Annotated in this window: 25 protein-coding genes and 1 tRNA gene; 13 read left to right on the forward strand and 13 right to left on the reverse strand. The window is 33.2% G+C overall.

Features of this window, described 5'->3' with window-relative positions; all coding sequences use genetic code 11:
* Positions 1-167: 167 nt before the first annotated feature.
* The 3 genes from glmS to ACE38P_RS02570 form a co-directional block, all read right to left on the reverse strand.
* Positions 168-1,979, reverse strand: coding sequence for a glutamine--fructose-6-phosphate transaminase (isomerizing) (gene glmS, locus ACE38P_RS02560; RefSeq protein WP_374699445.1), 1,812 nt, complete (start codon positions 1,977-1,979; stop codon positions 168-170).
* An 8-nt stretch (positions 1,980-1,987) separates the two neighbouring features.
* On the reverse strand, positions 1,988-2,401 hold the full coding sequence (yajC, locus tag ACE38P_RS02565; RefSeq protein ID WP_006012489.1) for a preprotein translocase subunit YajC: 414 nt from the start codon (positions 2,399-2,401) through the stop codon (positions 1,988-1,990).
* A gap of 130 nt (positions 2,402-2,531) precedes the next feature.
* Positions 2,532-2,608: transfer RNA gene (locus ACE38P_RS02570), tRNA-Asp, on the reverse strand.
* 181 nt (positions 2,609-2,789) lie between these two features.
* Here ACE38P_RS02570 and rpsB point away from each other — a divergent pair.
* The 5 genes from rpsB (at position 2,790) to ACE38P_RS02595 (ending at position 6,949) form a co-directional block, all read left to right on the forward strand.
* Complete coding sequence (gene rpsB / locus ACE38P_RS02575) at positions 2,790-3,605, forward strand: 30S ribosomal protein S2 (RefSeq protein ID WP_139686382.1); 816 nt, start codon at positions 2,790-2,792, stop codon at positions 3,603-3,605.
* Entirely contained in the window at positions 3,602-4,447 is an 846-nt protein-coding gene (gene tsf / locus ACE38P_RS02580) for a translation elongation factor Ts (protein ID WP_010407216.1), read from the forward strand. Before rpsB ends, tsf begins: the two co-directional genes overlap by 4 nt.
* Positions 4,431-5,174, forward strand: a complete 744-nt coding sequence (pyrH, locus tag ACE38P_RS02585) for a UMP kinase (RefSeq protein WP_010407219.1) — start codon at positions 4,431-4,433, stop codon at positions 5,172-5,174. Before tsf ends, pyrH begins: the two co-directional genes overlap by 17 nt.
* A gap of 7 nt (positions 5,175-5,181) precedes the next feature.
* A complete protein-coding gene (frr, locus tag ACE38P_RS02590; protein ID WP_017532537.1) occupies positions 5,182-5,739 on the forward strand; it encodes a ribosome recycling factor in 558 nt (185 codons plus the stop codon).
* Between the two features lie 193 nt (positions 5,740-5,932).
* Positions 5,933-6,949: a substrate-binding domain-containing protein gene (locus ACE38P_RS02595; RefSeq protein ID WP_010407224.1), complete on the forward strand. Its 1,017-nt coding sequence runs from the start codon at positions 5,933-5,935 to the stop codon at positions 6,947-6,949.
* 632 nt (positions 6,950-7,581) lie between these two features.
* On the opposite strand, the gene pyrE is transcribed toward ACE38P_RS02595, so the two are convergent.
* Both pyrE and ACE38P_RS02605 read right to left on the reverse strand, forming a co-directional pair.
* Positions 7,582-8,172 carry an orotate phosphoribosyltransferase gene (gene pyrE / locus ACE38P_RS02600; protein WP_010402118.1) on the reverse strand — a complete coding sequence of 197 codons (591 nt, stop codon included), beginning with the start codon at positions 8,170-8,172 and terminating at the stop codon, positions 7,582-7,584.
* A complete protein-coding gene (locus tag ACE38P_RS02605; protein ID WP_264375867.1) occupies positions 8,169-9,353 on the reverse strand; it encodes a dicarboxylate/amino acid:cation symporter in 1,185 nt (394 codons plus the stop codon). Before ACE38P_RS02605 ends, pyrE begins: the two co-directional genes overlap by 4 nt.
* 117 nt (positions 9,354-9,470) lie before the next feature.
* Here ACE38P_RS02605 and ACE38P_RS02610 point away from each other — a divergent pair, with 117 nt between their 5' ends.
* On the forward strand, positions 9,471-9,944 hold the full coding sequence (locus tag ACE38P_RS02610; RefSeq protein WP_007301914.1) for a glycine zipper family protein: 474 nt from the start codon (positions 9,471-9,473) through the stop codon (positions 9,942-9,944).
* Positions 9,945-10,026: 82 nt separating this feature from the next.
* On the opposite strand, the gene murB is transcribed toward ACE38P_RS02610, so the two are convergent.
* Both murB and hemC read right to left on the reverse strand, forming a co-directional pair.
* Positions 10,027-10,911 carry a UDP-N-acetylmuramate dehydrogenase gene (gene murB / locus ACE38P_RS02615; protein WP_064085265.1) on the reverse strand — a complete coding sequence of 295 codons (885 nt, stop codon included), beginning with the start codon at positions 10,909-10,911 and terminating at the stop codon, positions 10,027-10,029.
* Positions 10,902-11,780: a hydroxymethylbilane synthase gene (gene hemC / locus ACE38P_RS02620; RefSeq protein ID WP_064085264.1), complete on the reverse strand. Its 879-nt coding sequence runs from the start codon at positions 11,778-11,780 to the stop codon at positions 10,902-10,904. The genes murB and hemC overlap by 10 nt, the downstream gene beginning before the upstream one ends.
* Before the next feature lie 119 nt (positions 11,781-11,899).
* Between hemC and ACE38P_RS02625 the strand changes: the two genes are divergently transcribed.
* Together ACE38P_RS02625 and secD are read left to right on the forward strand one after the other, a co-directional pair.
* The gene (locus tag ACE38P_RS02625; RefSeq protein WP_264374926.1) at positions 11,900-12,274 is read left to right on the forward strand and encodes a hypothetical protein; all 375 of its coding nucleotides are present in this window, start codon (positions 11,900-11,902) and stop codon (positions 12,272-12,274) included.
* A 72-nt stretch (positions 12,275-12,346) separates the two neighbouring features.
* Complete coding sequence (gene secD, locus ACE38P_RS02630; RefSeq protein WP_010405309.1) at positions 12,347-13,861, forward strand: protein translocase subunit SecD; 1,515 nt, start codon at positions 12,347-12,349, stop codon at positions 13,859-13,861.
* Between the two features lie 279 nt (positions 13,862-14,140).
* Here secD and ACE38P_RS02635 read toward each other — a convergent pair whose 3' ends face one another.
* The 3 genes from ACE38P_RS02635 to ACE38P_RS02645 all read right to left on the reverse strand — a co-directional run bounded on the left by ACE38P_RS02635 (position 14,141) and on the right by ACE38P_RS02645 (position 17,115).
* Complete coding sequence (locus tag ACE38P_RS02635) at positions 14,141-15,055, reverse strand: outer membrane protein (RefSeq protein ID WP_010402131.1); 915 nt, start codon at positions 15,053-15,055, stop codon at positions 14,141-14,143.
* A 59-nt stretch (positions 15,056-15,114) separates the two neighbouring features.
* Positions 15,115-16,341 carry a tRNA (N(6)-L-threonylcarbamoyladenosine(37)-C(2))-methylthiotransferase MtaB gene (gene mtaB / locus ACE38P_RS02640; protein ID WP_010402133.1) on the reverse strand — a complete coding sequence of 409 codons (1,227 nt, stop codon included), beginning with the start codon at positions 16,339-16,341 and terminating at the stop codon, positions 15,115-15,117.
* A 219-nt stretch (positions 16,342-16,560) separates the two neighbouring features.
* Entirely contained in the window at positions 16,561-17,115 is a 555-nt protein-coding gene (locus ACE38P_RS02645; RefSeq protein WP_264704278.1) for a hypothetical protein, read from the reverse strand.
* A gap of 397 nt (positions 17,116-17,512) precedes the next feature.
* Here ACE38P_RS02645 and ACE38P_RS02650 point away from each other — a divergent pair, with 397 nt between their 5' ends.
* Positions 17,513-17,761: a hypothetical protein gene (locus tag ACE38P_RS02650; RefSeq protein WP_007301923.1), complete on the forward strand. Its 249-nt coding sequence runs from the start codon at positions 17,513-17,515 to the stop codon at positions 17,759-17,761.
* A gap of 372 nt (positions 17,762-18,133) precedes the next feature.
* Here the strand turns inward: ACE38P_RS02650 and ACE38P_RS02655 are convergent, their stop codons facing one another.
* Positions 18,134-19,078, reverse strand: coding sequence for a hypothetical protein (locus ACE38P_RS02655; RefSeq protein WP_374699446.1), 945 nt, complete (start codon positions 19,076-19,078; stop codon positions 18,134-18,136).
* 144 nt (positions 19,079-19,222) lie between these two features.
* On the opposite strand from ACE38P_RS02655, the gene recG reads away from it, so the two are divergent.
* Complete coding sequence (gene recG, locus ACE38P_RS02660; RefSeq protein ID WP_374699447.1) at positions 19,223-21,262, forward strand: ATP-dependent DNA helicase RecG; 2,040 nt, start codon at positions 19,223-19,225, stop codon at positions 21,260-21,262.
* Positions 21,263-21,998: 736 nt separating this feature from the next.
* On the opposite strand, the gene ykgO is transcribed toward recG, so the two are convergent.
* Together ykgO and ACE38P_RS02670 are read right to left on the reverse strand one after the other, a co-directional pair.
* Positions 21,999-22,127 (reverse strand): type B 50S ribosomal protein L36, encoded by a 129-nt coding sequence (gene ykgO / locus ACE38P_RS02665; protein WP_006015378.1) that lies wholly within the window; start codon positions 22,125-22,127, stop codon positions 21,999-22,001.
* A gap of 69 nt (positions 22,128-22,196) precedes the next feature.
* Positions 22,197-23,015: a pyruvate, water dikinase regulatory protein gene (locus ACE38P_RS02670; protein ID WP_264375245.1), complete on the reverse strand. Its 819-nt coding sequence runs from the start codon at positions 23,013-23,015 to the stop codon at positions 22,197-22,199.
* A 142-nt stretch (positions 23,016-23,157) separates the two neighbouring features.
* On the opposite strand from ACE38P_RS02670, the gene ccmC reads away from it, so the two are divergent.
* The 3 genes from ccmC (at position 23,158) to ACE38P_RS02685 (ending at position 26,844) form a co-directional block, all read left to right on the forward strand.
* Positions 23,158-23,868 carry a heme ABC transporter permease CcmC gene (gene ccmC, locus ACE38P_RS02675; protein ID WP_264377995.1) on the forward strand — a complete coding sequence of 237 codons (711 nt, stop codon included), beginning with the start codon at positions 23,158-23,160 and terminating at the stop codon, positions 23,866-23,868.
* Positions 23,869-24,207: 339 nt separating this feature from the next.
* Positions 24,208-24,804, forward strand: a complete 597-nt coding sequence (locus tag ACE38P_RS02680) for a hypothetical protein (protein ID WP_241653902.1) — start codon at positions 24,208-24,210, stop codon at positions 24,802-24,804.
* A 579-nt stretch (positions 24,805-25,383) separates the two neighbouring features.
* Positions 25,384-26,844, forward strand: a complete 1,461-nt coding sequence (locus ACE38P_RS02685) for a type II secretion system protein GspD (protein ID WP_374699448.1) — start codon at positions 25,384-25,386, stop codon at positions 26,842-26,844.
* The last annotated feature ends 120 nt before the right edge of the window (positions 26,845-26,964 follow it).

Below are 26,964 nucleotides of genomic sequence, written 5' to 3' on the forward strand. Positions count from 1 at the left end.
AATGGCAAATCTTGTTAATTTGAGGCGTGGATTTTAGCCTCTCTCATCCTTACATTAGTTACATATTCTTTCGCAGAGGGCTAATGATAGCAATGAATTTATTAGTAAAATTCAGTAATTTATAACTGACAATTAGAGCTGTTAATTAGCAACTCACTTTAAATAAGTTACTCAACTGTGACAGATTTAGCTAAATTTCTCGGACAATCTACATCTAACCCTTTTTTTTCTGCAATAGAATAAGCAAGAAATTGCATAGCAACACTGTAGATAATTGGAGAAACAAAATTGTCAACTTCTGGAAGTTGCACCACATCTATGCAAATTCCCTTTAAGAGCGGTGCTCCTTGCTTATCACTAAAGGCAATTACTTTACCTTTTCTTGCAATAATCTCTTGTATATTGGATAGCGTTTTAAAGAATAAATTATCGTAAGGAATAATTGCGATAACAAGTACAGTAGAGTCTATCAAGGCGATAGAACCGTGCTTCATTTCTCCCGCTGCAATACCAATTGTGTTGATATATGAAAGCTCTTTTATCTTCAATGCACCTTCCATTGCAACTCCATATGAGCTTCCTCTCCCAATTATAATTATATTATTGTGCTCTAATATACTGCCTGATATATGTTGTATTTCCATCACATTCAAAACATGCTCTACATGTTCGGGAATGGAATTAATAGCACCGCTTAGTTCCTTTATCCTCTCTCTACCCAGTATACCTTTTATTTTTCCAAGCTCTACAGCAAAGCATGCTAAAATTGCAAGCTGCGTAGAAAAGGTTTTTGTCGAAGCAACACCAATCTCAGGTCCAGCAAGAGTATGCAATACAATATCTGAGGCTTTTTCTATGCTGCTATTAAATGTATTAATTATGCTAATGATCATTTGTTTCTGCAATCTCGCATAACGTAGTGCTTCCATAGTATCTGCAGTTTCACCAGATTGAGAAATGAATAAGCCAATACTACCTTCTTCGAGCTTGACGCTGCTATACCTAAATTCTGACGAGATTTCTAGATATACCCGAATTTGAGCAATACTTTCCAGCCAACACTTTGCTATTAGTCCAGCAAAATAGGATGAACCGCATCCAACTATAGTAATGTAACCTAGTTCAGAAAATAATTCTTTGTTGATTTCTTTATATTGTTTATAAAATTGATTTATTGTTTTGTTTAATGCATACGGTTGCTCAAAAATTTCTTTTAGCATAAAGCTAGGGTAACCATTTTTACTAATTAGAAAATTTCTTGGACTGCTATTTTCTGTTCTGCGTTTAACTTGTATACCATTATTATATATACTGAATTCGTTAGATTTTATTACTGCAATATCATTATCTTCTAAATGCAATATTTTTTCTACAAATGAATTCAAAGTATTAGTATCAGAAGCAGCAAACACTTTATTACAGTTATATCCTATTGCTAAAGGCAAATTTCTTTTTGCAACAAATAAAGTATCTGGATATTCTGCAAATAATAAAGCCAAAGCAAGTGAACCTTGTAAATTGTTTAGACACTGTAATATAGAATCAACTGGTGACAATCCTTCATTAAGATATGCAGTTAATATGTTTGGTATTACTTCTGTATCAGTGTCGGTATGAAAAGATACTCCCTTTTCCTCCAGATCCTTTTTTAACATATTGTAATTTTCAATTATGCCATTATGAGCAACAACAACATTATTTATATAAATGGGATGAGCATTTTTAAGATTTGGAGCTCCATGTGTAGCCCAACGAGTATGTGCTATACCAACTTTGCTACTAGATATCTTGCTCTCATGAACAACTTCACACAATCTTTCAACTTTACCTTCTGATTTTTTTACTTCTATCTTACCTCTATTATTTATAATTGCTATACCTGAAGAGTCATACCCTCTGTATTCCAATTTTTGCAACGCGGTTAGTAAAATTGGTATTACTGAATCACCGCTACTTACTATACCTAATATTCCACACACTTCTTAAATTATGAAGCATTTTTGTCTTTTTTACTTTCCTCTAGTTTATTTTTCTTGCCATTCTTTTCAACTTTGCTTTTTTCAATAGATTTAGCTACTGGCTTTTGAATTTCTTTATTTAAGATTTCAGATATAGCAGACTTTAGGATTTTTATTTCAATTTTTGGTGCTATTTCTAGTATTAGTTGTGCATTTACTTCGTCAACTTTGTTTACTTCACCTATTATTCCACTAGAAGTAATAACCGTATCACCACGTTTTATTTGATCTATCATCCTTCTATGTTCTTTTAGTTTTTTGTGATTGGGGCGAATAATGAGAAAATAAAATACTACAAATATTAAAATGAGTGGAATAAAGCTAGCAACAGATGCTGATACATTGTTAGTCGCATCTGCCGCAAAAACCTCAGAAATGAACATATTTAATCCCAATTATTAATGATAAAATTAAATAGATTAAGCAGCAATTACAATATCATGTCAAGTCTCTGAAAGAAATTAATTCAAATTAATAAGAAAGTTAAAGAATTTTAAGATGTTTCTGCTGTAATGGCGGGAGTGATGAGACTTGAACTCACGACCTCATGCGTGACAGGCATGCGCTCTAACCAACTGAGCTACACCCCCCATTGCTTTTTAACGTTTGCAACCTTAAAGCTAATCAACGTGTTGCCACTTGTCAATATTTTTTGTTTGCGCTTTTTTGTCTTTTTTATTACTATGTAAATAACTTAATTTCACACATGGCTTATGCAAGTAGTCCCGTTAGGGTTATGCCATGGAGGATAAACTATTTGGAGGAGTAAATATGACAAATTTGCCTAAAGTCACTATACGTGATTTAGCTGAATCTGGTGTGCATTTTGGCCATAAAGTTAGTCGCTGGAATGCGAAAATGGCCCCATATATATATGGTATACATCAAGAGAATCGTATACACATAATAGACTTACGAAAAACATTACCATTGTTAGAGGCGGCGATGAAAGCTTTATACGATGTTGCATCTCAAGATGGTCGCATTTTATTTGTTGGTACAAAATTTCAAGCTTTAGATATTGTTGCAAGTGAAGCAGTTCGTTGTGGTCAGTATTATGTAAATGATCGATGGCTTGGTGGTATGCTTACTAATTGGAACACTGTTTCTTCTTCGATAAAAACTTTGATACAATATGAGAAAATATCCAATGATGAAGATAGCATCTTAACAAAAAAAGAATTAGGAAACATTGAAAAGAAAAGAAAAAAGCTTGATAAAGAATTGGGTGGAATTAGAGAAATGGGAGCAGTTCCTGATATTTTATTTATTATTGATACTAACAAAGAGCATATAGCGGTTAAAGAGGCTAAAAAACTGGGTATTCCTGTAGTTGGAGTACTTGATACCAATTCTGACCCAGATGGTATTGCCTATCCTATACCAGGAAATGATGATTCAAGAAAATCAATAGAGCTCTATTGTAAATTAGTTGCTGATTCTATATTAGCTGGAATAGAGTCTAGTTTGACAAGGTCTAGAGTTAAGGATGATGAGCTTATTCAAGAAAAAGAAGAGGATATTGTGCAAACTAAAAAGAAGCGTATTAAGGTTGAAACAGAAAAGGAGGTAATAGTAAGTAAATGAAGATGGATTCAAGTAGTATAAGGGAATTACGCGATAGAACAGGGCTTGGCTTAAGCGATTGTAAGAAAGCGTTAGAAGAGTGTGATGGTGATATTAAGAAAGCCGTTGATAGGTTGCGTACAATAGGATTTGCTAAAGCTGACAAAAAGTCTGATAGAGTAGCTTCGGACGGGCTTATTGCTATGTGCTTGGCTAAAAATTATGGTGTATTGGTTAAAGTCAATTGTGAAACTGATTTTGTTGCTAGAAATGAGAAGTTCATAGCATTAGTTTCAAATTTAGCATCAATTGCTTGTCAAGAACGTTGTACTAGTCTTGATGAGTTAAAAAATGCAAAATATGAAGATGTTGGTACAGTGCAGGAAGCTATTATGAGTGATACATCGGTTCTTGGTGAGAAGTTAGAGTTAAGCAATCTTTGCTACCTAGAGACTAAAGATGGGATTATTTCTGGATACGTACATGGTGATATGCCTGGCTTAGGTAAGATTGGTGCTTTAGTAGCATTGCAGTCATCTGGTGATAAAAAAGAGATTGGAAAGCAAATAGCTATGCATGTAGTTGCTATGAAACCTGAAGCTTTATCTATAAATGATTTAGATCAAGAAAAATTAAAAAATGAGCGTTCTATAATCGAGGAGCAAGTAAAGAGCTTAAATAAACCTGAAGAGGTAGCGAAAAAAATAGTAGATGGACGAATGGCTAAATACTATGAAGAAGTTGTTCTGCTAGAGCAGAAGTTTATAAAAGATGATAAAATGAAGATTGCTGATTTTATAGAATCAAGTGCTGTTAAATTAGCTAATTATAAGTTACTTACTTTGGATGGTGCAAATAAGTAACAAAACTTCAGAAGTAAAGTACCCCAGAGTGTTATTCAAAATCTCTGGGGAGGCTTTGATGGGATCAAAGCTATTTGGCCATGATATGGAAGTTATAGATAAACTATCCAAAGACATAGTTGAAGTTTGTAATCTCGGAGTTCAAGTTTGTATTGTTGTTGGTGGTGGGAATATTTTTCGTGGTGCATCAGCATCTTTAAGTGGCTGTGAAAGAGCAAGCAGTGATTATATTGGAATGCTTGGTACTGTCATTAATGCTTTAATTTTGCAAAATTTTTTAGAAAAAAGCTCTATAGTCTCTAGGGTGTTGTCTGCTATACCCATGACTACTATATGTGAGCCTTATATAAGAAGGAAGGCTATTCATCATTTAGAGAAAGGTAGAGTGGTCATTTTTGCAGCAGGCACAGGTAACCCATTTTTTACTACAGATACAGCTGCAGCTTTACGTGCTGTTGAAATGAATTGTGATGTTATTTTAAAAGGTACTCAAGTAAGTGGTGTATATTCTGCCGATCCAAAAAAAAATGAGAATGCTGTGATGTATGATAGGCTTTCTTATACAGATCTGCTAACTCGTGATTTAAAAGTTATGGATGCATCAGCAATTTCACTTGCTCGTGAGAATTCTATCCCAATTGTAGTTTTTTCTTTAAAAAGAGAAAAAATGGTTGATATTATTAAGGGTCAAGGCACTTATACTATAGTTTCAGATTGTAAACATTAGGTAATTTATGTTAAACGAAATAAAAGCTAAAACAAAAGAAAGAATGCTAAAAACTATTCAGTCTTTTCACGATGATATGAAAGGTGTACGTACTGGTAGAGCTAACGCATCATTACTTGATGGTATAGTTGTAAATATCTATGGTGGACATCAAAAACTGAACCAAGTTGCAGGCGTTTCAGCTATAGATAACAAAACTCTATCAGTTAAAGTTTGGGATGCTACTGTTATCGGTGAAGTAAAAAATGCGATAATCAATGCTAACCTGAATTTAAATCCTGTTGTTGAAGGAAATACTATACGTATAGTTCTTCCAGACTTAACACAAGAAACTCGTGAAAAATTAGTGAAATTATTGCATCAATTTTCTGAAAATGCACGAGTTGCAATTAGAAATATACGCAGAGATGTTATGGAAGAAATAGAGGAAATGAAGAAAAATAAGGAAATCTCAGAAGATGATTTTCATGTTGCCAAAAAGGAAATACAAAACATTACTGATGATAATGTAAAAAAAGTCGATGATGACTTATCTATTAAAGAAAAGGATATATTGCATCATTAAGTTAATATGAAAGAATTTTTCAGTATTGAAAAACATAAGAGGATTCGATATAGATACAGTTGTATGAATGCTGTGATTCAGATCTCATCATTACACACACATTTGATCGTTATACCTTTTGAAATCTAGAAAAAAAGCTTTTCAGTTTGATTTTTTATTACGATAATTAAGTTTACACTCTTGAGCGAAAACGATGCTGAAACGCCTTTTCCTTATTTTTGCATTTGTATTACTCATCCCACTGTCAAATGTTGATGCCAGAAGATATATCAGAATTGTTGGATCTTCAACTGTTTTTCCTTTTATCTCATTTATATCTGAAGAATTCAGCCGTATATTTTCCTTTAAAACTCCAGTTGTAGAATCGATAGGAAGTGGATCAGGGTTCAAAATGTTTTGTTCAGGAATAGGGGAAGGCACACCAGATATCACTACTTCATCTCGCCCTATGAAGGAAGTAGAGAGAGAATTATGTAAAAGAAATAAAGTGAATGAAGTAATAGAGATCATAATTGGCTATGATGGAATTGTTATTGCAAATTCAAATCAAAGCCATAGATTTGATTTTACAAAAAATGACCTGTTTGAAACTTTATCTTCATATTCTGAAGACAATGATAGATTAGTAAAGAATAACAAGAAATTTTGGTCTGATGTAAATCAAGCTCTACCAAAAACAGAAATTAAAATCTATGGCCCACATCAAAATACAGGTACACATGAAACTTTGATTAATTTTATTATGCTTGATCAATATTCATGTATGAACTCAAGGATTTTCAAAGAGAATTATCAAGACCAAGAAAAAAGAAAGAAAGCATGTAGTAATATCAGAGATGATGGAAGATATATAGAAGTTGGAATTAATGAAAACATAATAATACAAAAATTGAAGAGCAATAAAAATGCTTTAGGAATATTTAGCTTCAGCTTTTTAGCGAAAAACCAAGATGAGATTCAAGGAAGCACAATCGCAGGAATTGAGCCAACTTATAAAAATATATCATCGGGGGAGTATATGTTAGCAAGGCCTTTATATCTTTATATAAAGAAAGAACACTTAGATACTGTTGATGGATTAAGGGAATTCATTAGAGAAGTTATAGACTCTATTAGTACTGAAGGTGGATATTTATCTAGGCTTGGCTTAATTCCACTTTCAAGCGAAAATATGAAAAAAGTCTTGGAAAAGGTTCGTGATATAATATGATGACTTTGATATTTTTTTATTGGAAGTGTTAAATAAACCATACGCGTCAAGTTAAGGAAATATCGTGAAATATAGCAACATTTGAGATGGGCATTTTATTTGTTACATTTATTTTTTTAGGGAGTTCTTATCTAGAAGAAGATGATTTTTTCAGAAGAACCTATAAATTAATAACTTTATTACTTAATATATAAAATAGTTTTTTTTCGTTTCCTTTCTTCCTTATACCACTTTTCCTTAACTTGACGCGTATGGTTTATTTAACACTCCCTTCCTTTCTGGATTACAGCGTCACGCGCTGGAATGACACCTATTTGTTTTAGTAGTTCCTTTCCTGTCATTCAAGTAGCCTTTTCTTGTCATTCCAGTGCCCAGACACTGGTGCTCACAAGCAAACTAATCATAGGAGGTATTATAATAAAAACAACGTTTTCAATGAAACTACATAAAGCAAGTGTCACGAACCGGAATGACACCTATTATTGTTTTTACTTTATATCTTTATTTGTCTATCTTATTTTGCCATTCTGTTGAACGAATACAGGAAAATAAACTGTAATATCTAACTTTGATGCAAAAAGATTAACATATAACACGTAAAAGTTACTGAATCACTTTAGCCATATATAGAATTATTTTGTTAAATATTCTCTACTCCCAGGTTTCATTATAGGTAATTGTTTTAATTCACTTGGCAGTTCTTCCTCGCTATAGTTTTTGATATTTAGTTCAATCAAAGATATTACAGGAAAGGGCAGTTTTGTTTCACTATTTCTCTTGATCAAAGAAGCTCCAGCAACAACTTTACCTCCCTTCTCTTCTGCACATTTTACTGCTTCAAGTGAAGATTTACCTGTGGTAATCACATCTTCAATTAGTAAGATTTTCTCACCTTGTTTAATCTCAAATCCACGGCGTAATTCAAATTTACCATTAACACGTTCGCAAAATATTGTTCGGATTCCAAGCTGTCTACCAATCTCATAACCCACGATTATTCCACCAATCGCAGGAGATAGTATTAAATCTATGGGTTCAATAAGCTCTTTTCTTATTTTATTCGCCAATAGCTCACAAACGTTCATTGCTCTGCTTGGATTTTCAAAAATTTTAGCGCATTGTATGTAAGTGTTGCTGTGCAGCCCTGACGAGAGTACAAAATGTCCGTGCAAAATCGCACCAGCCTCTTCAAATTCTTTTATTATTGTATTATCTAATATCATTCTTGAGTTTGAAATTCTTTATTAATTATCTGCGTTATACAGATATCAGACCACACATTTATTGCAGTTTCAAACATATCAATGATTGTATAAATAGGCAAAATCAATCCCATAATGTACAAAGGAACATTCATTGATACCAAATAACTAGTTGCCATAAAATAGCACCCCATCGGCACTCCAGCGTTACCAATTGCAGCTCCTGTAGCTAAAAAAATCCATATGAACATCTCACTTAAGGAAAATGTGTGCCCATTCATCTCTGCAACAAACATCACTGTGATTAAAATAAATGCAGCACACGCATTCATATTGACTGTTGTGCATATTGGTAGAATAAAAGATGACAATTTCTTTGGTACCTTTAGCTGATTTTGCACACATTCTATAGTTGTAGGCAGCGTTGCACTAGATGATTTAGAAAAAAACGCAAGTGTAAGTGCTGGCATAACACCTTTCATCGTTTGAATTGGTGATATACCTTTATACCACATGAGTAGTGGCAAAATCACAAATGCTTGCACGAAATTTGCAGACATTATGCAAGCAAAATACCAAAAAAGACTATGGAATTCGCTGCCACCTTTTAACTCGTATAAAAAACATGTGATAAAAGACCATACAGCAAGAGGAATAAACTTTAATAACCCTTGAGCAATTCTAAGAAGTGTATCAAATAGTGCAGAAAATATTTGGTGTAATATATCTTGTTTTTCTTTTGAGAGCGAAATAATAGCTCCACCCATTAAAAAAGCGATCAGTATGCTGCCAATAACGTTATTTTCAAGAAAAACTTGCACAAAATTTGATGGAATGAGTGATTTTAAGTATGAAAAGTAATTGTGATTGCTGTCACTCACACTTTCTATTGTGTTGCTTATGAAATTTTTTCTTACTGGGTCTATGAATAAATAGAAAGATAACGCAACAAATGCAGCTACAATTGTTGTAAACAGCGTGTAAAACAGCGTCTTCTTAAGTAATACTTTAATTTCAATTGAGTCTTTAAGCCCTGAAATTGTGGACACTATAGATAGAAAAACTAAAGGTAAGCTAATCAATTTCAACAGACTGATGAATATATCGCTAAATAGCTTTGCTATTTCAAATATTACTTCATTGTTTAAATAGTAAGCAATTACCGCAAACAGTATAGAAAAGAGTATTGCAAGTTTGCGCATTGAAAATAAAACCTCAAAATGATATTATACAATAATTTTTGAAATTAGGTTAAGATAACTTTACAGGTTAAGTAAAGATGAGTAACATTTTATTATTAATTAAGTGTAAGGAGGGGTATGGATAAAAAAACTAAAGAAGAGTTAATCCTTGTTGGAATATTAATGGGAATGAATATTTCAATAGGAGTGCTTGTAGGTCTTGGTCCAAGTTTCGCAATTTTATCACCTTCCATTATAGGTGGAATTATTGCTGCTGTTTCTACAATATTATCTATCGCATACCTTACATATTGTGATTATAAGGAAGATAAAGTAAATCGAGAATGCATTTTCCCTATATTTTGTATGGGCGTTACTAGCACTGCAATCGGGATTGGTCTTGGTGCAGCTATAGGTGCTATTTTTCCTGGTGTAATGTTAAATACAGGATCAGCAGTTTTGATGGGTGCGACAATAGGAATTATTGCCCCAATTACAGGCCTTATTGTTGGAAATATGATTGTAGAACCTATGATTAAGAAAATAAATCACTACATTATAGAGCCGGTAATTGAAAAAATAAAAGAATGCTTTTCTTCAAAGGAAGCATAAATTATCCTCGCAAAATAGTGTACCTTGGACTTAAATTGAAGTGTACTCAATTGAAATAGGTCATATTAGAGAAGGTTAGAAGTTACCTACCCAAAACCCTTATCTCCCACTCAAGTTCAATGTTAAATTTATCTTTTACTGCATCTTTTACTCTGTTGCCAAGGTTTTCTAAGTCAAGTGCAGTTGCATTATTGTAATTGAGTAGAAAATTACAATGTTTCTTAGAAATTTTAGCTACACCATTATCTAATCCTCGGCAGCCAGATTCATCAATCAGTTTCCATGCCTTGCAGCCTATTGGATTTTTGAATATACAACCAGCAGTTTTTCCTCTTACTGGTTGGCTTTTATTTTTTTTATCAATAACTTCTTTCAATCTTTGAAATATAAGCTCATACTCTGAACTTACTCCTTTAAATTCAGCTTCAATAAAAATCCACCTGCCTTTTAGACTATGTCCACGATAAAAATATCCCATTTCTTCGCTGGAGAACTCATATAGGTTTCCATCCTCTAGGTTTACTGCTTTTATGGATTGTACAACACTTGCGATATCACTACCATATGCACCTGCATTCATTTCTATTCCACCGCCAACTGTTCCTGGAATTCCAGCAAGAAACTCAAGCCCACTAATTTGCTGTTCCCCTGCAAAGTAGGCAAGGTTACTAAGCAGTGCAGCACCACCTGCAACTATAGAGCTATTATCTTTACATTTAATATACGCAAATTCCTTACCTAATTTCACCGTTATTCCTCGAATGCCACTATCTCGAATTATTATGTTGGATGTTGCACCGATAACGCTAATTGGTAACTCCGCATCTTTTATCAAGCACATTAGATCTTCAATGTCACGTGGCTTAAATAGTACATCAGCTTGGCCACCAACATTTAACCAAGTCATTTTAGACATTGAAACATTATAACGGTAGATTCCACATACTTTAGGTAAGCTTATAAGCATTTTGATTTTAACTCTAATCCTGCATCCATACCCATTTTTTCTGCATCTTCTACAAATGAAGTGCGTTCAGTAAAGTATATAACTCTCTCGCCCGCTAACATACAATAAAGATGTAGCATGTTTTCACTCACATATTCTGCTAAAGCTGCAAGCGGTGTAAAGCATGAACCATTTACTGTCTTCATGAAACTGCGCTCTGATTTTGCCCTTATAAAAGACATATTATTATTAATTTTCTCTAAAAGATCGATAACTTTTATATCATTCTTTCGGCATTGAATGCAAATTGCCCCCTGCCCTACTGCGCTTAACATGACTTTTGGTGGCAATACCTCTGTAATTAAGTGATATTTTTTTAATCTTATCAGCCCTGCTTCAGCTAAAATCATTCCATCAAAATTCTGATTTTGCAGTCTAGTTGTCACATTTCCACGCAGTGTCACTACATTTAAGTCTGGCCTGAGATTTAACAGCTGAACTTTTCTTCTTATTGAAGAAGTTGCAATTGTAGCCTGCTGTGGCAAAGTTTTTAGGCTCTTATATTTATGAGAAATAAATACATCACATGGACTTATCCTCTCTAAAACACAAGGAATTGTTAAGTCCTTCGAGAAAAACGCAGGTACATCTTTTAGCGAATGAACCGCCATATCTATATTATTTTTGAGTAATTCAGCCTCAATCTCCCTGAGGAACAGTCCTTTACCTCCTATTTCAGCAAGGGTTACATTAGCATATTTATCACCAGAAGTTTTGATTTTAATGATCTCAACGGATAGATTAGGAAAAGACTCTAATAATCTTTGTTTTGCTTCCAAAGCTTGGATGATCGCAAGGTCGCTTCCTCTCGTACCTATTTTAACTAGCATATATCCTTCATATTATATGTCTATATTCTATGTCCATTTTTTATTATCTCCAGTTTAGTTATTGAATACTTTATAATTAGTGCATAGTATCACGAACATTTAGTAATCGACGAGTATGTATGTTTGATATTTTAAAAGATTCTAATGGCAGATTTAATAAAAAGAATATTTTACCTCTTGTAGGTGCCACTGTCGCTATTATTCTAACAGCATTAAGTTCAGTAGTAGCAATTCCCAGATTTTCCTCTCATCCTTCTCTATCTAGTCCTCTCGGTTGGAAAGATCCAAGTTATAGTGAATTTCTTGCTATTCACATACCAGCTACCATAGTTACTTTCTCAATACTTGGTTTATGCATTTACCTTCCGATTGATAGCATTAGAAAAAATAAACAAATAGAGAATCTTAAAGCTACCTCTGAACCTCATTCATGGATTTATAATGATATTTTAGAAAAACAAACGCAGACCATCAATTATAGATCAGGGCTTTAGGCGGTCCTAATCTTTTAGGTGCTTGTGATTAGCAACTATTCGGTCTACAATGCACTAATATAGTTTAAATTTATGCCAAACAAGATAATAGTTAAATCTCTTTCAGTGTTACTAATTTTTTTGCTGTCCTTATATATAATACTGCCAAATTTTATTGATAATAAGTTCTTTACCTCAAAAAAGAGAATAAATTTAGGGCTTGACCTGAAAGGTGGATCATCTCTGCTTCTAAATGTAGACTTAGATTTTTACTTCAAAGAGAAACTAAGCATGCTAACCGATGAAATAAAAGAAGGTCTGTTAACACAAAAGATTGAATTTAGCGCAAAAAACGATAAACAAGTGGTTGTAACTTTAAATAATATTGATGATTACAAAAAAGTTTCAACGTTAATACATAAAATAAACCCAAATTTAGAATTGAGTAGAAAAAATACTGCAATTTTCATTTCATATAAACCGCATTATAAGAATTCATTAATCAATGAAGTAGTTTCAGAGTCAATAGTTAATGTTCAAAGACGCTTAGATAAGCTTGGTACTAAGGAAGTAAGTGTGCAAAAACAAGGACAAAATAAGATATTAGTCCAAGTTCCTGGAGTAGAAGACACTCAGCAGATAAAATCTCTGCTTGGCAAAACAGCCAAGCTGGCCTTCCATTTGGCAAACACCAATGTAGCTAAAATGCAAGATATCGATCATGACACTACGATTATGCTCAAGGATTCTTTGGGTAATTCCTACCCGATATTCCGCAAAACTGAAATAGGCGGTGATTCATTAGTTAACGCATCAGTTAGATTTGGCAATTTAGGTAAACCAACAGTACATTTCAAATTCGACAGCATAGCAAGTAAAAAATTTGCAAAAATTACTAAAGAAAATGTAGGAAAGCCTTTTGCAATTGTTTTAGATAACACAGTCTTAACTGTACCAACAATACGTGAACCTATTCTAAATGGAGAGGGAGAAATTAGCGGTAATTTCACTGAAAAACAAGCGAGTGAACTTGCAATACTTTTAAAATCAGGTGCACTACCTGCACCACTTAAAATAATTGAAGAAAAAAACATTGGTCCAAGCCTTGGAGAAGAGTCAATAAAAGCAGGAGAAATTGCAGCAATAATCTCTATCATAGCCGTTGGTTTATCTATAATCATTACTTACGGCAAATTAGGCTTATTAGCTTCTGTTGCACTCGTTTTTAATGTAATCTCTATACTACTCATTCTTACCTTACTTGAAGCAACTCTTACTCTCCCTGGAATTGCTGGAATTGCGCTAACTGTTGGCATGTCAGTGGATGCAAATGTTTTAATATTTGAACGCATCCGCGAAGAAATAAGAGCAGGAAAAAGAACAGCTCGTGCCATTGAAGAAGGATTTAAAAACGCAATAAAAACAATTCTTGACTCAAACCTCACTACACTGATTGCTGCAGGAATAATGTTCATTATTGGTAGCGGAGCAATTAGAGGGTTTTCTGTCACTTTATCGATAGGAATCCTGTGCTCGATGTTTTCTGCAATTATAGTCACAAAACTTCTGATAGAATTGTGCATTAACCCACAAAAGCTAGTACTTTAGTATCTGTTCAGCAGAGTGACAAAATAAGATAGACGAGAAAAGACAACTAAATGGTTGTCATGAAAGTAGCTATCCAGTCTTTTCGTCGTCAAAAACGTTGTAACATGCTCACCAATTTAGTGAGCATAAAACCAATATATTTGTGGAGGAAAAGGAAAAAAGAAACAGAAACCATCTTCAGGCTATCACAAAGGATATGGCCATAAGATTAAAGATATGGATAGATTTATCAAATTTCTGAATGGAAATCAGGATATTAGAATTGAAAAGATATTATTACTAGAAATTAAACATCAAACCAACTTCAATATTATGAGTGGATATATCGTCTGCAATAGGTGTTGGAATATTAAAGTAACGATAGCCGAGAAAGGTTTTAACTTCTGGAATTACTGAGTAATCAACACCAAGCTTTATTTGATAAACAAGCCAAGGAACATTCAGTGGCATTAAATTTTTAGATGATTTATCAATCCTTTTTAATCTAAAAACTGTTGATCCTATACCAAGACCAATATACGGAGCAAATTGAGTATTTTGAACATTAGGGTTATAGTAAAAATTTAATAAGAATGCAGATACACTTGCTGATTTATCAAATACCGGAGGAGAGTTACTATCTTCAATATTGACTTTAGAATACATGGTCTCAAAATCAACTCGGCCATTTTCTCCAGCATAGTAACCTACAGATATGCTGCTAAGCCACTGAAAATCAATTTTACCGTTAAATTTTTTTATGTTTTTAATTTCATCTCCTAAGAATAGGTCTAAAAGAAAACCACCATAACGGCCCTCAGCTAAAGCAAGAATTCTTTTTCCTATTGCACGTATACCCTCCACAAATACTTCTGAGCTATCAGAATATATCTTACCACCATTAGCACTAACATAGAAATCAAGTTTTTTTGATTTTTCCTTTGTAGGTTCAGCTTGATCTGCAATACTTGGCCACATATTTTTCTGATTAGCTACTTGGAAAACAGAAGGTGAACTACTTTCAAGTTCTTGACATTTTATTGGCACTTCTTTTTCAGTAACTTCTTCAGAATGTATCACACTTTCATTATTGTCCGTTTCTAATTTTAAGGGCTGCACTTGCTCAATGTGTGTATTGTTACTGATATAAGTAATAAAAAAATAGACACACGGAATGAAGATGAAAAATAAAGCAATAGATATTCTAATTATCATAAATGAATTATCACTTATAGTATAACTACTATATCATATATTCCTTTAATGTACAAAAATTAAGAAATAATATTTCCAATTAAACAATTATTTTCTATTCCTTTAACATGAGCTTTCACAATACTTTTAGCTTGAACTCTTGATGTAAGTTTTATTAATGCAAAATTTTCTGTTCTACCAATATTATTCTGCTCAACCAAAACGCTTTGCTCAGTGCCGAGCAAAGATTGATAAAAACTGCTCATCATTTCTTTATTTATTTCTCTTAGATGCTTTACTCGTTCTTTACGTACATTCTCTGGTATTTGTGGCATCCGTGCAGCAGGTGTGTTTTTCCGCTCTGAATATGGAAAAGCATGTAGATAAACTACATTTATTTTTTTCAGTAAATCAACTGTATCCTGAAACATTTCATCAGTTTCTGTTGGAAATCCAGCAATAATATCAGCGCCAAATGCTATATTAGGTCTTAAGCTCTTCATTTTATGATAAAATTCTATCACTTGTTCTCTATTGTGACGACGTTTCATTCTCTTTAGTATTAAATTATTACCAGACTGTAGACTCAAGTGTAAGTGAGGCATAAGTCTTGACTCATTAGCTATTAAATCCATTAGTTCATCATCAACTTCAGCAACATCAATAGAGGAAAGTCTTAGTCTCTTTAACTGTGGTATATCCTTTAAAACTCTTCTAATCATTGAACTGAGTGATTGCTTACCAAACAAATCTGTACCAAAGTCAGTAATATCAACACCTGTAAACACCACTTCTTGATACCCATTTTCTATAAAAATCTTAATTTGCTCTATAATATTGTTTACTGGCACAGATCGATTATTTCCTCTTGCCTCAGTAATTGAGCAAAATGTACAACTATGATTACAACCATTTTGAATTTCAATAAATGCCCTTGATTTATCTTCAAATCCATTAATGAGAATAGGTTCTACTTGGTTATCACTGACTAAGATTTCATCATTATTTAGTAGATAATTTTCAGCTCTTAGCTTGTCTTGATTACCTAGCACTTTACTTACACCAGGAATATCACTATATGATTTAGGATCTAATTGAACGGCACAGCCAACTACGATAATTTCTTTACTTGGGTCGTTTTTATAGATCTTACGTATTTTTTGCTTCACTTGGCGTTCTGCTTCGTTTGTCACTGCACAGCTATGCACTACAACAACATTTTCTCTCTTTGCTTTTTTTAATGCTTCTTTGATTAACTCACTCTCGTAGAAATTTAGACGACAACCAAATGTTATTACTTCATTCATGCTTTTGCTTTAATAGATCTAAATTATATCAAATATCCAAGCAAAATGACTATTTTTTTGGTAGATATTATAATTTAAGCATAACCTCTAGAGTTGAAAATCACAGGAAGAATTTGTAGATATACAGTAAGATCATTTAGCATTAAAAAAAGCTTAAGGCCAATGATGTTAACCTCAAGCGAATATAAACCAAAAAACATTTTGCTAAACCTTGAAGCTCTACCATGCAAATTCATCTATATCATTTGGTACATAAGTGTCAGAATAAGCTTCATCCAAACTTTCTGCTTTCCATGGAAGCCATGAAGAAGGTTTTATCTTCTCTAAAACTTTACCTGGTATTGATGTTATCTCTTGCTTTACGTCTTCTTTTAATTTTTCTATTTGTAACCGAGCAAAATCTTCCACGCGAACCATGAGTTTATCTGTTAGCTCTTTTATCATGTCTTGATTTTGTTCTGCAACTTTCTTTGTAATAGGTACGACAATTTTACTTATAATCTCTGTTCCTAATGGAACAACGATTTGCTTTGCAACCTGATCACTAACAGGTTTAATAAGGTAATCTGCTATACTCTTTGCTGTATCTCCAGTCAGATTTGTTATTTTTTTTAAACTATCACCAATAATACCATAGTTTTTTTGGTACATCATATCTTCATCAGCAACTTCATATCTTCCTAAATCATCATACATTCCCATTTCTTGGTGAGACAATCCATTTGCATCAGATACATATCCGTATTTATTAAGTGAATTGGAATTAGACCGCATAACATTCTCCTAATTATTTATATATGCCTATTTTAGTATGAAACAACTAACAAAACATTAACTTTTAAGAACTCTTCTCAATTAATACATCAATAAAGGTAAGACCATATAATTTTCTCCTTTCTTGATACTATTCTCCTCCGAACTTAGTTCACACAGTTATTCAGACACTTCTGAATTTACCACTTTATTCCACTGATCTTCATCTAAAATTTACCACCCCCAATTCCACTGCTTTTTTATATTTTGACTAGGTCTTCTCCTACAATTAGATAATCAGTACTCTTATCTGAAATGTACCATATAACTACACCAAGCTACAAATATGACACAAGAGTTTAGATTATTTTAGTTATTCTCTTGTATAAGATACTCTTTATATCAAAAAGAGGACCATATGAGTGAAGCAACTTTTTCTGAAAAAAATCAGCTTTCTAGAGAAGACATAGCAGAGTTAACAGAACTTATGTGTCTTGAACGAAGTGAAGTAAGTGAAAGTGGAACAGGGCTATTAGAACTTATAGCTGAACAGGAGCAAATACTTGAGGATTTAGGAATAGAATCAAAAGAGCTTTTATGTTCTCAGCATACAGGAATGTATGAGAACCTTAGTCAGCCCTATTCTACGGATCTCGAGGTTTTATAGCAGATATATAGATTATCATTATTATTGATACCTACTCAAGAGTTGCTATGGCAAACAGAGAAAACTGCAATTACTGCCGCTAATCTTTTTAATATATCTTTCTTTGATGGTGCTATTATCGCGCATTTTGACTGATATGGGCTATGATAAACCAGAAAATCACAGCTATATTTAGGAATTGAGACAAGGCCTCATTTAGGTAAATATTGCTATGCAGACTTTTCTTGATAGCAAGCATATTGCTTTTTAGAAAAATATTAGTAGCATCAAACATAGAGATTGATATTAGTTTTTCTGTCAGATTAAGTTGCGTCTAGTACAACTGACTATGCAAATAAGCTAACAGAACTTGAGATATTTTAATTGTTAGTTTTAGGGTGTATTTTCGTGTTCATTGCTATGAATGGGCAGAGCTACCTCTTCGAGGTAGCTCATCGGATCACCTAAATCATGCTCTATTTCTACTTCAAACTTGAACCCTAACTTCTCGCAGAATTTATAGAAATATTCTTTAATAATATCAAATAAACTTCTGCCATCAATTTTGTAATCTCTCAATTTCCGGGGCACAGTAAGTGACAATTTGCCATTTTTGTATATCACATCATCTTTCCCATCTTGAGATTCAAGTGTAAATTCCAGTGAGCTGGATAGATCACATACCTTGTCACCGAATTGACCATCACTCTCTTGGAAGAGTATCGGTAGTTTCATCTCAGACCTAATACTCACATTATTTTGGTTAACATAATCGATATTTATAACTTTTTCAGGTGAACGTACTACAAATGAATATTGTTTAAGTGCAATTTGAGATTCTATCAATACACTAGCTTCATACCCTGCTTGATTGCAATGAACAATTAACTCCTCGAGGATAGGATCACTTGGAACTCTTTCTCCAGCGTATTGAAACATTTCCTTAAAAACTTCTTTTGCAAATGGTCGATAATTTCCGTTCTCTTCCTTTGGTAATAGGTGAGTATACTTTGTGCCCCGATTGTAAAATTCTTCAAATTTCTTTTTGTACTGGTCATTTTTTTTATGGTCAGGAGTTTTTTCGTTTTTGTAATGTTCTGCCCAAACCTTGTCAAATTCTTTTTTGTCTTTATTTATCAGTGCTTTAATTAAGATTTTATCTACACTTTGACCATTAATAGTAAAATCCATTCTGTCAATGTCTTGATAAGCCTGATAACCAGAGTTCGCTTCAACACTATCTTCACGCGCTTTTAGCATACTAAAATTAAACTTTTCTGCCTGAGCTTTGAGTGTAACTACTGGATTTTCATTTTTTTCCTGTGTAGAGTTGTTCATTGTTAATACTTTGATATGAATTGCTGATAGTATAATAATACATAAAAATAGTTAATATGTCAATAATATACTTAACATAGACAGTCATAATAGGGTGACAGGATTTTAGTAAGGCTCTATTATGAATAAACGGTTTTACACAGTATGAATGTTGATGAACAGTCAAGTGTGCTGACTTTTCTAAATAGTAAAATTGAGAATATACCTAAGTTTCATTCCGCAATATTGCCTAAACTTTGCGGTGGAGACAGAGTAATGGACTTGCTGTTTTATAGGCCGCTCAGTTATGTGGATAGAAGTAAATCACTACCTGATGCTCAAGTGGGAGAATTTACAACTTTTGTGGCAAAAGTGTATGAGCACCAGCGCCCCACTGTTAGAGGTAGGCCATATAAAATAATCGTTGAAAGTGAAAGTCAGTATTTATTTATAGTTTTTTTTAATTACTCAGTTAAATATTTGTATAAATTATTTCCAGTTGGAACAGATATAGTAATCAGTGGTAAACTTGAAAAGTTTGCCGAACATTGGCAAATTACTCACCCAGATTATATGTTATCTGATATCAATCTATTTAAAGAAATAGCCTGCATAGAGCCAGTTTACCAATTATGTCGCGGTATTACTAACAAGAGCATTAGAAACATAATAAGTTCTAATCTAAAAGATTTGCCTGATTTGCCAGAGTGGATAGATGAAACATTAATCAAGCAAAAGAAATGGCTGAATTGGAAAGAAAGCATCATAAGATTGCACAGACCGAGCTCACTCGCAGAAGCAGAAGTTTGCAGAGAAAGACTTGCTTATGATGAGCTATTTGCGTACCAGTTGGCACTAAAGCTTGCAAGGGAAAATCATGTAAAAAAAGAGGGAAAAGAATTTATAATATTGAGTAAATACAAAGAGCAGGTCTTAAATGAATTACCGTTCCAATTAACAAATGATCAAATTCGAGCGATAGATGAAATCTCAGAAAGACAAAAATCCAGATACCGCATGGTAAGTCTGCTGCAAGGTGACGTTGGGAGTGGCAAAACTGTAGTTGCACTCTTTGCGATGCTGAATGTGGTAGAAAATAACATGCAAGTAGCTCTAATGGCACCAACTACTATCTTGGCTGAGCAACATTATAATTGGATCGAAGAAGCTCTATCTTGTACTGATATAAAAGTTGCTTTGCTTACCGGTAAAACTGCGCGCAAGGAAAGAAAGATTATTATGAACGAACTTGCAAGTGGTATTTTAAATATAGTAATTGGTACTCATGCATTATTTCAAGCCAACGTTACATTTAAAAATTTAGGACTCGCAGTCATAGACGAACAACAGCGATTTGGAGTGATACAGAGGAATCGGTTGGTAGGAAAAGGAGAAAATACCGATATACTTTTTGTTACTGCAACTCCCATTCCAAGAACCTTGCAGCAAGCTATGTATGGTGATGTTGAATGTTCTATTTTAAGGGAAAAACCAAAATCTAGATTGCCAATAAAAACCGTTATTATGAACGTTAAAAAAGTATCAGATATTATTCAAAAACTGAAAGATGCTATAAATAGAGGCGAAAAAGCATATTGGATTTGTCCATATATAGAAGAAAACGAAGAACTCAATATTGCCGCAGCAGAAATGCGCTTTCAGGAACTACAAAAGACATTTTTTGATAGAGTTGGAATAATACACGGAAAACTAACTCAAGAGCAGAAAGATCAAGTGATGTTTTCCTTCAAGAGGAATGAATTTTCTCTGCTTGTTGCAACCACTGTGATAGAAGTTGGCATAGATGTACCAGATGCAACTATTATGATTATAGAGAATGCAGAACAGTTTGGGTTATCGCAATTACATCAGTTAAGAGGTAGAGTAGGACGAGGAAATAAACCGTCTTTTTGTGTACTGTTATATGACAATCTCAGTAAAAGTTCGTATTCAAAGTTAAAGATTATGTGTGAGTCACAAGATGGATTTTATATTGCTGAAAAGGATATGATGCTGAGGGGTAGCGGAGATATTCTAGGCACAAAACAATCAGGGTGCATGGAGTTTAAATTTGCTGATTTATATGAGGACAGAGAATTGCTCAACCTTGCATATAATAGTGCAAAAGGTACAATAGCTAATTTTGAATTACTGCTTGATATATTTGAATATAGAAGTAGACTACATTTTTCAAAATTTCAGTAATCTTCCAAGCCATAACCTTCATGAGTAGAAATTCCTTGACAGACGGGAGTATTTAAAAAACCATACGCGTCAAGTTAAGGAAAAATAAGAGTGAAGAAGAAGTTTTTACCATAAGAATAAATTGTGCAGAGTTAATAGCAGGCCCTGTAAACAAAATGTTAGCAGGTCAAATTAATCAAGGGCAGGAAGTATAAAAATGGAAAAAAAGCGGTAACTTAGCCTAATGACAATAAATATATATATAGAAGGTACCGTTTTAAAGAGCACAAAAGGAATACACAGTAAAAGCGAGAAGAAGTTGAGAATATGTATGGAAGCAGTGTGGAGAAGTGGCTGCCAATGATCAAAAATTTACCACAATTACAGAAGTATACACAAGAGGTTTAAAAGGTGATGCAAAAAGGGAATTTTGGCAAAATGACTTAAGTATGCACAACAAGATCCAGATTTGCATAATTGATGATCAGATGTCATTCATGCTCAGCCTATATATAGAAAAAATTCTCAAGCTCAAGAGGGCTTAGGGTGGAACTAAAATTCATGGACTTGTTGACGCACGTAATTAATTTCTTTTTTTTAAGTTAATTAATGTTAACAAGCCACGTCTGCCTGTAATCATGTTAATACCAAAATATAATGTAAGAGAAGAAATGGGCAGTGCTATGCAACAATTTTTGTTTCTTTCTAACCATGCTTCCATATGAAAAACATATGACATAAAAAGGAAAACAAAAAGCTAAGAACCTTGACGCGCTTTACATCTTGGCTTTACCTTATTTATAATATAAACCTTACCACCCCTTTTCACAACTTTACAATTTTTATCTCTGTTACGATGAGATTTTAGTGACCCTTTAACTTTCATATCTACAGTAAGAATAGAATTACCTTACATTATGATCACTGACAGAGAGTTAGTCAATTGATAAATTTTTCACATTTTATTAAAATACTGTATAATTGTTGCTGATACTTCTTCGATTGACCTTTGCGTGACATCAATAATTGGCCAGTTATTTTGCTTAAAGAACTCCTCTGCTTCTTTAATTTCCTTTTCTACTTTTCTAGGGTCAGCATATATATTATTACCTTCATTATTAATTGAAGTCAGTCTATTTTTGCGTATTTCTATTAGCCTTCTTACGTCTATTGTTACTCCTATAGTCAGTTTATTTTTTAATTTTGCTAAGTCGACGTAAAAGGGTATCTCGCTAACAAAAGGAACATTTGCAACTTTATAGCCTCGGTAAGCTAAATACATACTGGTGGGAGATTTTGATGTGCGTGAAACTCCAACCAAAATTATATCGGCTTTATCAATATCTTGAATATTTTGTCCATCATCATGATTAATGGTATAGTTTATTGCCTCAATGCGCTGAAAATATTCGTTATTTATCTCAGCATGTAAGTCAAGTTTTTCGTCTTTTTCAATTTCAAGATAGGATGAGATTTCCCTAATAATGTGTGATAATATCGCTCTGTAGGGAATTTTTAGCTTTATACAATTATTTTTTAGATATTTTCTTAGCTCATCATTAGTAATAGTGCATATAACAAAATTATGCTCATCACTTTTTCTATTAATTTCCTCTAAAATTTTGTCAATCTGCTCCTCTCCTTTTACGAAAGACCAAACATATTCGATCGTTTCTACAGAACGAAAGTGTTTCAGAGCTGATTTTGCAACTGATATAACAGTTTCACCACTTGAATCTGACACTAAGTGTAGGTTAAGCTTTTTAAGGGTCATCAACGTTATAATAAAAATAATAGCAAGCAATCTGCTACTGAAATTGTGCTAATTTATTATACTACGTAAATATAGAAAAACTATCTTGTTGATAAAACTCAAACTAATTGATAAATTCTTAACACAATTATTCTCAAAACGAATGTTTTTATTAAAGCCTACAAATTTCACTTCTTTTGCTAAAAAAGCTCTACCTTGGCTTGGGGTTATTTGTTTCGCATGTTTTTTAATTGGAATGTTCTTGGCATTATTCTTCTCCCCAGGAGATTATAAACAAGGAGAAATTGTACGAATTATGTATCTTCATGTGCCTTCTGCATGGCTTGCTCTTGGAATATACGGACTCATTGCATCACTCAGTTTCATTTCATTGGTGTGGAACAATAGCGTTGCTAGTGTTTTGGCACATGCTGCTGCTCCTGCAGGGACAGTCTTTTCGGCAATATGCTTAATCACAGGTAGCGTCTGGGGAAAAGGAACATGGGGTACTTGGTGGGTATGGGATGCAAGGCTTACTTCAATGCTGATTTTGTTTTTTCTGTATGTTGGTTATCTTTCATTGTGGAGCGCTTTTGATAATCAAGCAAGAGCAGAGAAATCATCAGCAGTATTTGCCATTTTTAGTGCTATAAATATTCCCATAGTAAAATTTTCTGTGAATTTATGGTCTACTCTTCATCAGCCAGCAAGTATTTTTAGAAAAGGTGGAGTAGCAATAGAAGGTTCTTTACTGCTGCCACTCATTGCAATGTTTATATTTTGTACCACACTTTTTTTAGTAGTGTGGATACTTAATGCCCTTCATTTAATTAATTTGCAGAAGATAAAGAGAGAAATCAGCATGCGATATTAGGTATATAGTTCCAGAGTGTAATGTTGTGAACAGCTACGGAAATTAAAATGTAGAGCAATCATCAGCAGAGACTAAGTGGTATAAAAAATAGCTGAAGAATGTAAAAAAGGAAGTGGTATAGATAAACCTGTTACCGATAGAGAAGGTGAAATTGATACGGGCGAACCTGTTACTGATGAAGGAGAGAATGAAAATGGAGAAATTACATCTCGAAAAGTAACCTCAGATTGTTCCAAGTATGAAAATTGTGGGCCATATTCTCATTTTTATAAAGTTGATAATAAGATAGGTTGTCAAGGTTTTAGTGCATCTGATTTACTAAAGGAATTATATCCTGAGATGTACAGTAATCCTAAGATTGCAAAATATATAGAAGAGGGAGCAAATGGTAATTATGGTGCAGTAAATTTTAAATTTGCCTTTACAGAGGATCTTAATTCAATATCCTGGCTTGGTAATATAGAATGTGAAAAATGTGTGGATGATCAAATAGAGTTAGCGTGTCAAGAAGAAGAGATTAAGAGTTTCTGTTACCCGAACGTTTACCGTAGTAATCCAGAATTCAACAAGAGCTTTTTTTCCAGAGGAGCATGTCCTAATCTCTTTAGAGAGTCCAGTGAAACAAGTGTTGTAAAAGCAAAACAAGTTGCACCATTGATACTTGTTAATACCTTAGGACAAATGATAGATAAAGAGGGTAATAACACTAAAGTATACTATGATGCATTGAAGCGTTATCTAAATGATGATAGTAAAATCAAGGATTGTGGAGATAATCAAAAGTGTAAGGATTATATTCCAATTATGGAGAAAGTTGCATGGAATAGTGATAAGGAAGTACTATTAAAAACTGCTGTTAATAATACGCAAGAAGCAAATCCTTACTATTATGGAAATGAGGATAATTCTACTTCCGTTGAATTTGGTTCTATATAAGGCTGAATTTGTCTAATTTTTTCTACACTAGACACAATTTAGTCGTATCTGAACAAATACATAATCTATATAAAGAGGACGTAGGTACCATCTGTCCTTTTAAGGCATTTATGTCAATGATATGCGTAATCCATGATTTTAAACATGATGATCCTCCTAAGTAATACAAAAAAACTCAGAAAAATGTACATAGCTATGATAGAAGTTATCTATACATAAGTACAATATACTTTAATTAGAGATTATAAATTAATTAAGTTGAAAAGTCTGCAGACGAAGATAGATTTCGAGCTCTAGAATATCTTCACTATCAAAATAACAAAGCTGTCAAAATTTGTCAAGTAATTTTTATCGCAACTGTACAAACATTGCACAGGACAAATTTAAAATGCTGTAAAATGGTGTCTGTTCAGACGCATGTGAAACCAGTGCTTCTTTTCATCCCACTTCCATACGGCTAAACCCTTTTCATAATCTCCTATCTATCATTTCTTAAACCACTCCCCTGAACGGATACAATTAAATACATTTTTAACATTTTTATAGAAAACTATTAGTATAGATTTGTATGCTGCCCTCATGGCTATTTTAAAATGTTTAATACTCCTTTTCATTATTTCTTGTACACATCTACCTAACAAGCAACATTCTGTTAATATAGACAATTATAAGCACGATTATTCGTTGCAACAATATAATACTCCTTTGAAGAATAACGAACCAGCAATACCAGAAATGATACCTTTACCGGTAGAGTTTCCCGATCTTACAACCAGTAATCAGTTTCTTTCGATTAATGTTGATGAAAAAGTACCAGTAAAGGATTTACTGATTGAGATAGGAAAACTTTCTGACGTTAACTTAGACATAGATCCCAAAATATCAGGTAATATTATTTTAAAGCTAAAAGATAAGAACATAAACGAAGTAATTCAGAATATAGCCAACAGCGCCAAATTGCGTTACTCAATGAATAATGGTGTAATTAGAATTGAACAAGATTTGCCATATGCACAAAATTATTACGTAGACTTCATCAATATTCAACACTCTGCGCAAAGGAGTTTTATCATTGGTAACAATATTACCGACAGTGATGGTGATAAAAACTATATGAAATCTCAATATAGTAGTGATTTATGGAATTCATTAGAAAAAGGCTTAAATGCAATAATGGATGTTAACGGAGTAGATGATGGTGAGTTTCTTTCATCCAACAGAGAAGCTGGTGTCATTATTCTAAATGCTAGAAAAGATATTCACAAAGCTGTTGAAGAATATATTAATAAAGTTAAGAAATTGGCGTCTTCTCAAGTAATGATCGAGGCCAAAATAGTTGAAGTTTTATTAGACGATAAATACCTTTCTGGTATCAACTTAAATGATTTGCATAATGAAACCAAATCTATAACAAATCAAGGTAACTCTATTATTGACCTAGCAATTAACTCTAGTGTGAGTGATTTAGGAGATTTAGTAAAAATTTTAAATAAATTTGGCACTTCAACCGTAATTTCAAGCCCTAGAGTACATGCTATAAATAATCAGCAAGCAATGATTTCATTTACTAAAAACCATATCTATTTTACTTCCGATATACAGAAAGATACCAGAAACTCCAATCATGCCTTAATTACCAAGATGAATAGCACTCCAATAGGTGTGGTGTTAATAATCCACCCAAGCATTAACATTGATACTAATGAAATATTCATGGATATACATCCAACCTTATCAAGAATTAACGATTACACTAAAGACCCAAATATAGAATATGTCGCACAGCAGAATAAAATGAAATTAAATAGTGACATTCCAATTATTGAAACCAGAGAAATGCACTCTACGTTAAAAATTAAGAGCGGCGAAGTTATGGTAATTGGTGGGCTTATAGAGCATAGAAAAGATAACCAAAACTTATTGCATCAAAAGTCAAAAAAACTGGCTAAGACAGTAGAAACCGTCATCTTCCTGAAAGCAACAATCGTACCAACACTTGGTTTATTAGATATAAAAGATAGGAATTTATATATATATTAAACGTATCCGTTCAGGCAATGGCATCAACTTAAGGAAAGATGTTGGGGTTGCTATTATGATAAGAAGAGAGTATCAGAATGATAATTAAGACAGCTTAATCACAAATCTGTTGCGGTAAAT

It is taken from the genome of Wolbachia endosymbiont (group A) of Limnophora tigrina (genome assembly GCF_964263225.1).
Lineage (GTDB): Bacteria > Pseudomonadota > Alphaproteobacteria > Rickettsiales > Anaplasmataceae > Wolbachia.

Coding starts and splice junctions, on each gene's coding strand:
- murB (WP_064085265.1), bottom strand. CDS start 10,911: ATGCTTATAAGCTTACCTAAAGTATGTGGAATCTACCGTTATAATGTT.
- ACE38P_RS02635 (WP_010402131.1), bottom strand. CDS start 15,055: ATGATAATTAGAATATCTATTGCTTTATTTTTCATCTTCATTCCGTGT.
- ACE38P_RS02650 (WP_007301923.1), top strand. CDS start 17,513: ATGAGTGAAGCAACTTTTTCTGAAAAAAATCAGCTTTCTAGAGAAGAC.
- ACE38P_RS02610 (WP_007301914.1), top strand. CDS start 9,471: ATGGATAAAAAAACTAAAGAAGAGTTAATCCTTGTTGGAATATTAATG.
- ccmC (WP_264377995.1), top strand. CDS start 23,158: ATGTTTTTATTAAAGCCTACAAATTTCACTTCTTTTGCTAAAAAAGCT.
- ACE38P_RS02645 (WP_264704278.1), bottom strand. CDS start 17,115: ATGCGGTCTAATTCCAATTCACTTAATAAATACGGATATGTATCTGAT.
- pyrE (WP_010402118.1), bottom strand. CDS start 8,172: ATGATATTAGATAATACAATAATAAAAGAATTTGAAGAGGCTGGTGCG.
- tsf (WP_010407216.1), top strand. CDS start 3,602: ATGAAGATGGATTCAAGTAGTATAAGGGAATTACGCGATAGAACAGGG.
- yajC (WP_006012489.1), bottom strand. CDS start 2,401: ATGTTCATTTCTGAGGTTTTTGCGGCAGATGCGACTAACAATGTATCA.
- pyrH (WP_010407219.1), top strand. CDS start 4,431: ATGGTGCAAATAAGTAACAAAACTTCAGAAGTAAAGTACCCCAGAGTG.
- ykgO (WP_006015378.1), bottom strand. CDS start 22,127: ATGAAAGTTAAAGGGTCACTAAAATCTCATCGTAACAGAGATAAAAAT.
- ACE38P_RS02595 (WP_010407224.1), top strand. CDS start 5,933: ATGCTGAAACGCCTTTTCCTTATTTTTGCATTTGTATTACTCATCCCA.
- ACE38P_RS02625 (WP_264374926.1), top strand. CDS start 11,900: ATGTTTGATATTTTAAAAGATTCTAATGGCAGATTTAATAAAAAGAAT.
- ACE38P_RS02605 (WP_264375867.1), bottom strand. CDS start 9,353: ATGCGCAAACTTGCAATACTCTTTTCTATACTGTTTGCGGTAATTGCT.
- ACE38P_RS02685 (WP_374699448.1), top strand. CDS start 25,384: ATGGCTATTTTAAAATGTTTAATACTCCTTTTCATTATTTCTTGTACA.
- ACE38P_RS02670 (WP_264375245.1), bottom strand. CDS start 23,015: ATGACCCTTAAAAAGCTTAACCTACACTTAGTGTCAGATTCAAGTGGT.
- rpsB (WP_139686382.1), top strand. CDS start 2,790: ATGACAAATTTGCCTAAAGTCACTATACGTGATTTAGCTGAATCTGGT.
- hemC (WP_064085264.1), bottom strand. CDS start 11,780: ATGCTAGTTAAAATAGGTACGAGAGGAAGCGACCTTGCGATCATCCAA.
- mtaB (WP_010402133.1), bottom strand. CDS start 16,341: ATGAATGAAGTAATAACATTTGGTTGTCGTCTAAATTTCTACGAGAGT.
- secD (WP_010405309.1), top strand. CDS start 12,347: ATGCCAAACAAGATAATAGTTAAATCTCTTTCAGTGTTACTAATTTTT.
- recG (WP_374699447.1), top strand. CDS start 19,223: ATGAATGTTGATGAACAGTCAAGTGTGCTGACTTTTCTAAATAGTAAA.
- ACE38P_RS02655 (WP_374699446.1), bottom strand. CDS start 19,078: ATGAACAACTCTACACAGGAAAAAAATGAAAATCCAGTAGTTACACTC.
- ACE38P_RS02680 (WP_241653902.1), top strand. CDS start 24,208: ATGTACAGTAATCCTAAGATTGCAAAATATATAGAAGAGGGAGCAAAT.
- frr (WP_017532537.1), top strand. CDS start 5,182: ATGTTAAACGAAATAAAAGCTAAAACAAAAGAAAGAATGCTAAAAACT.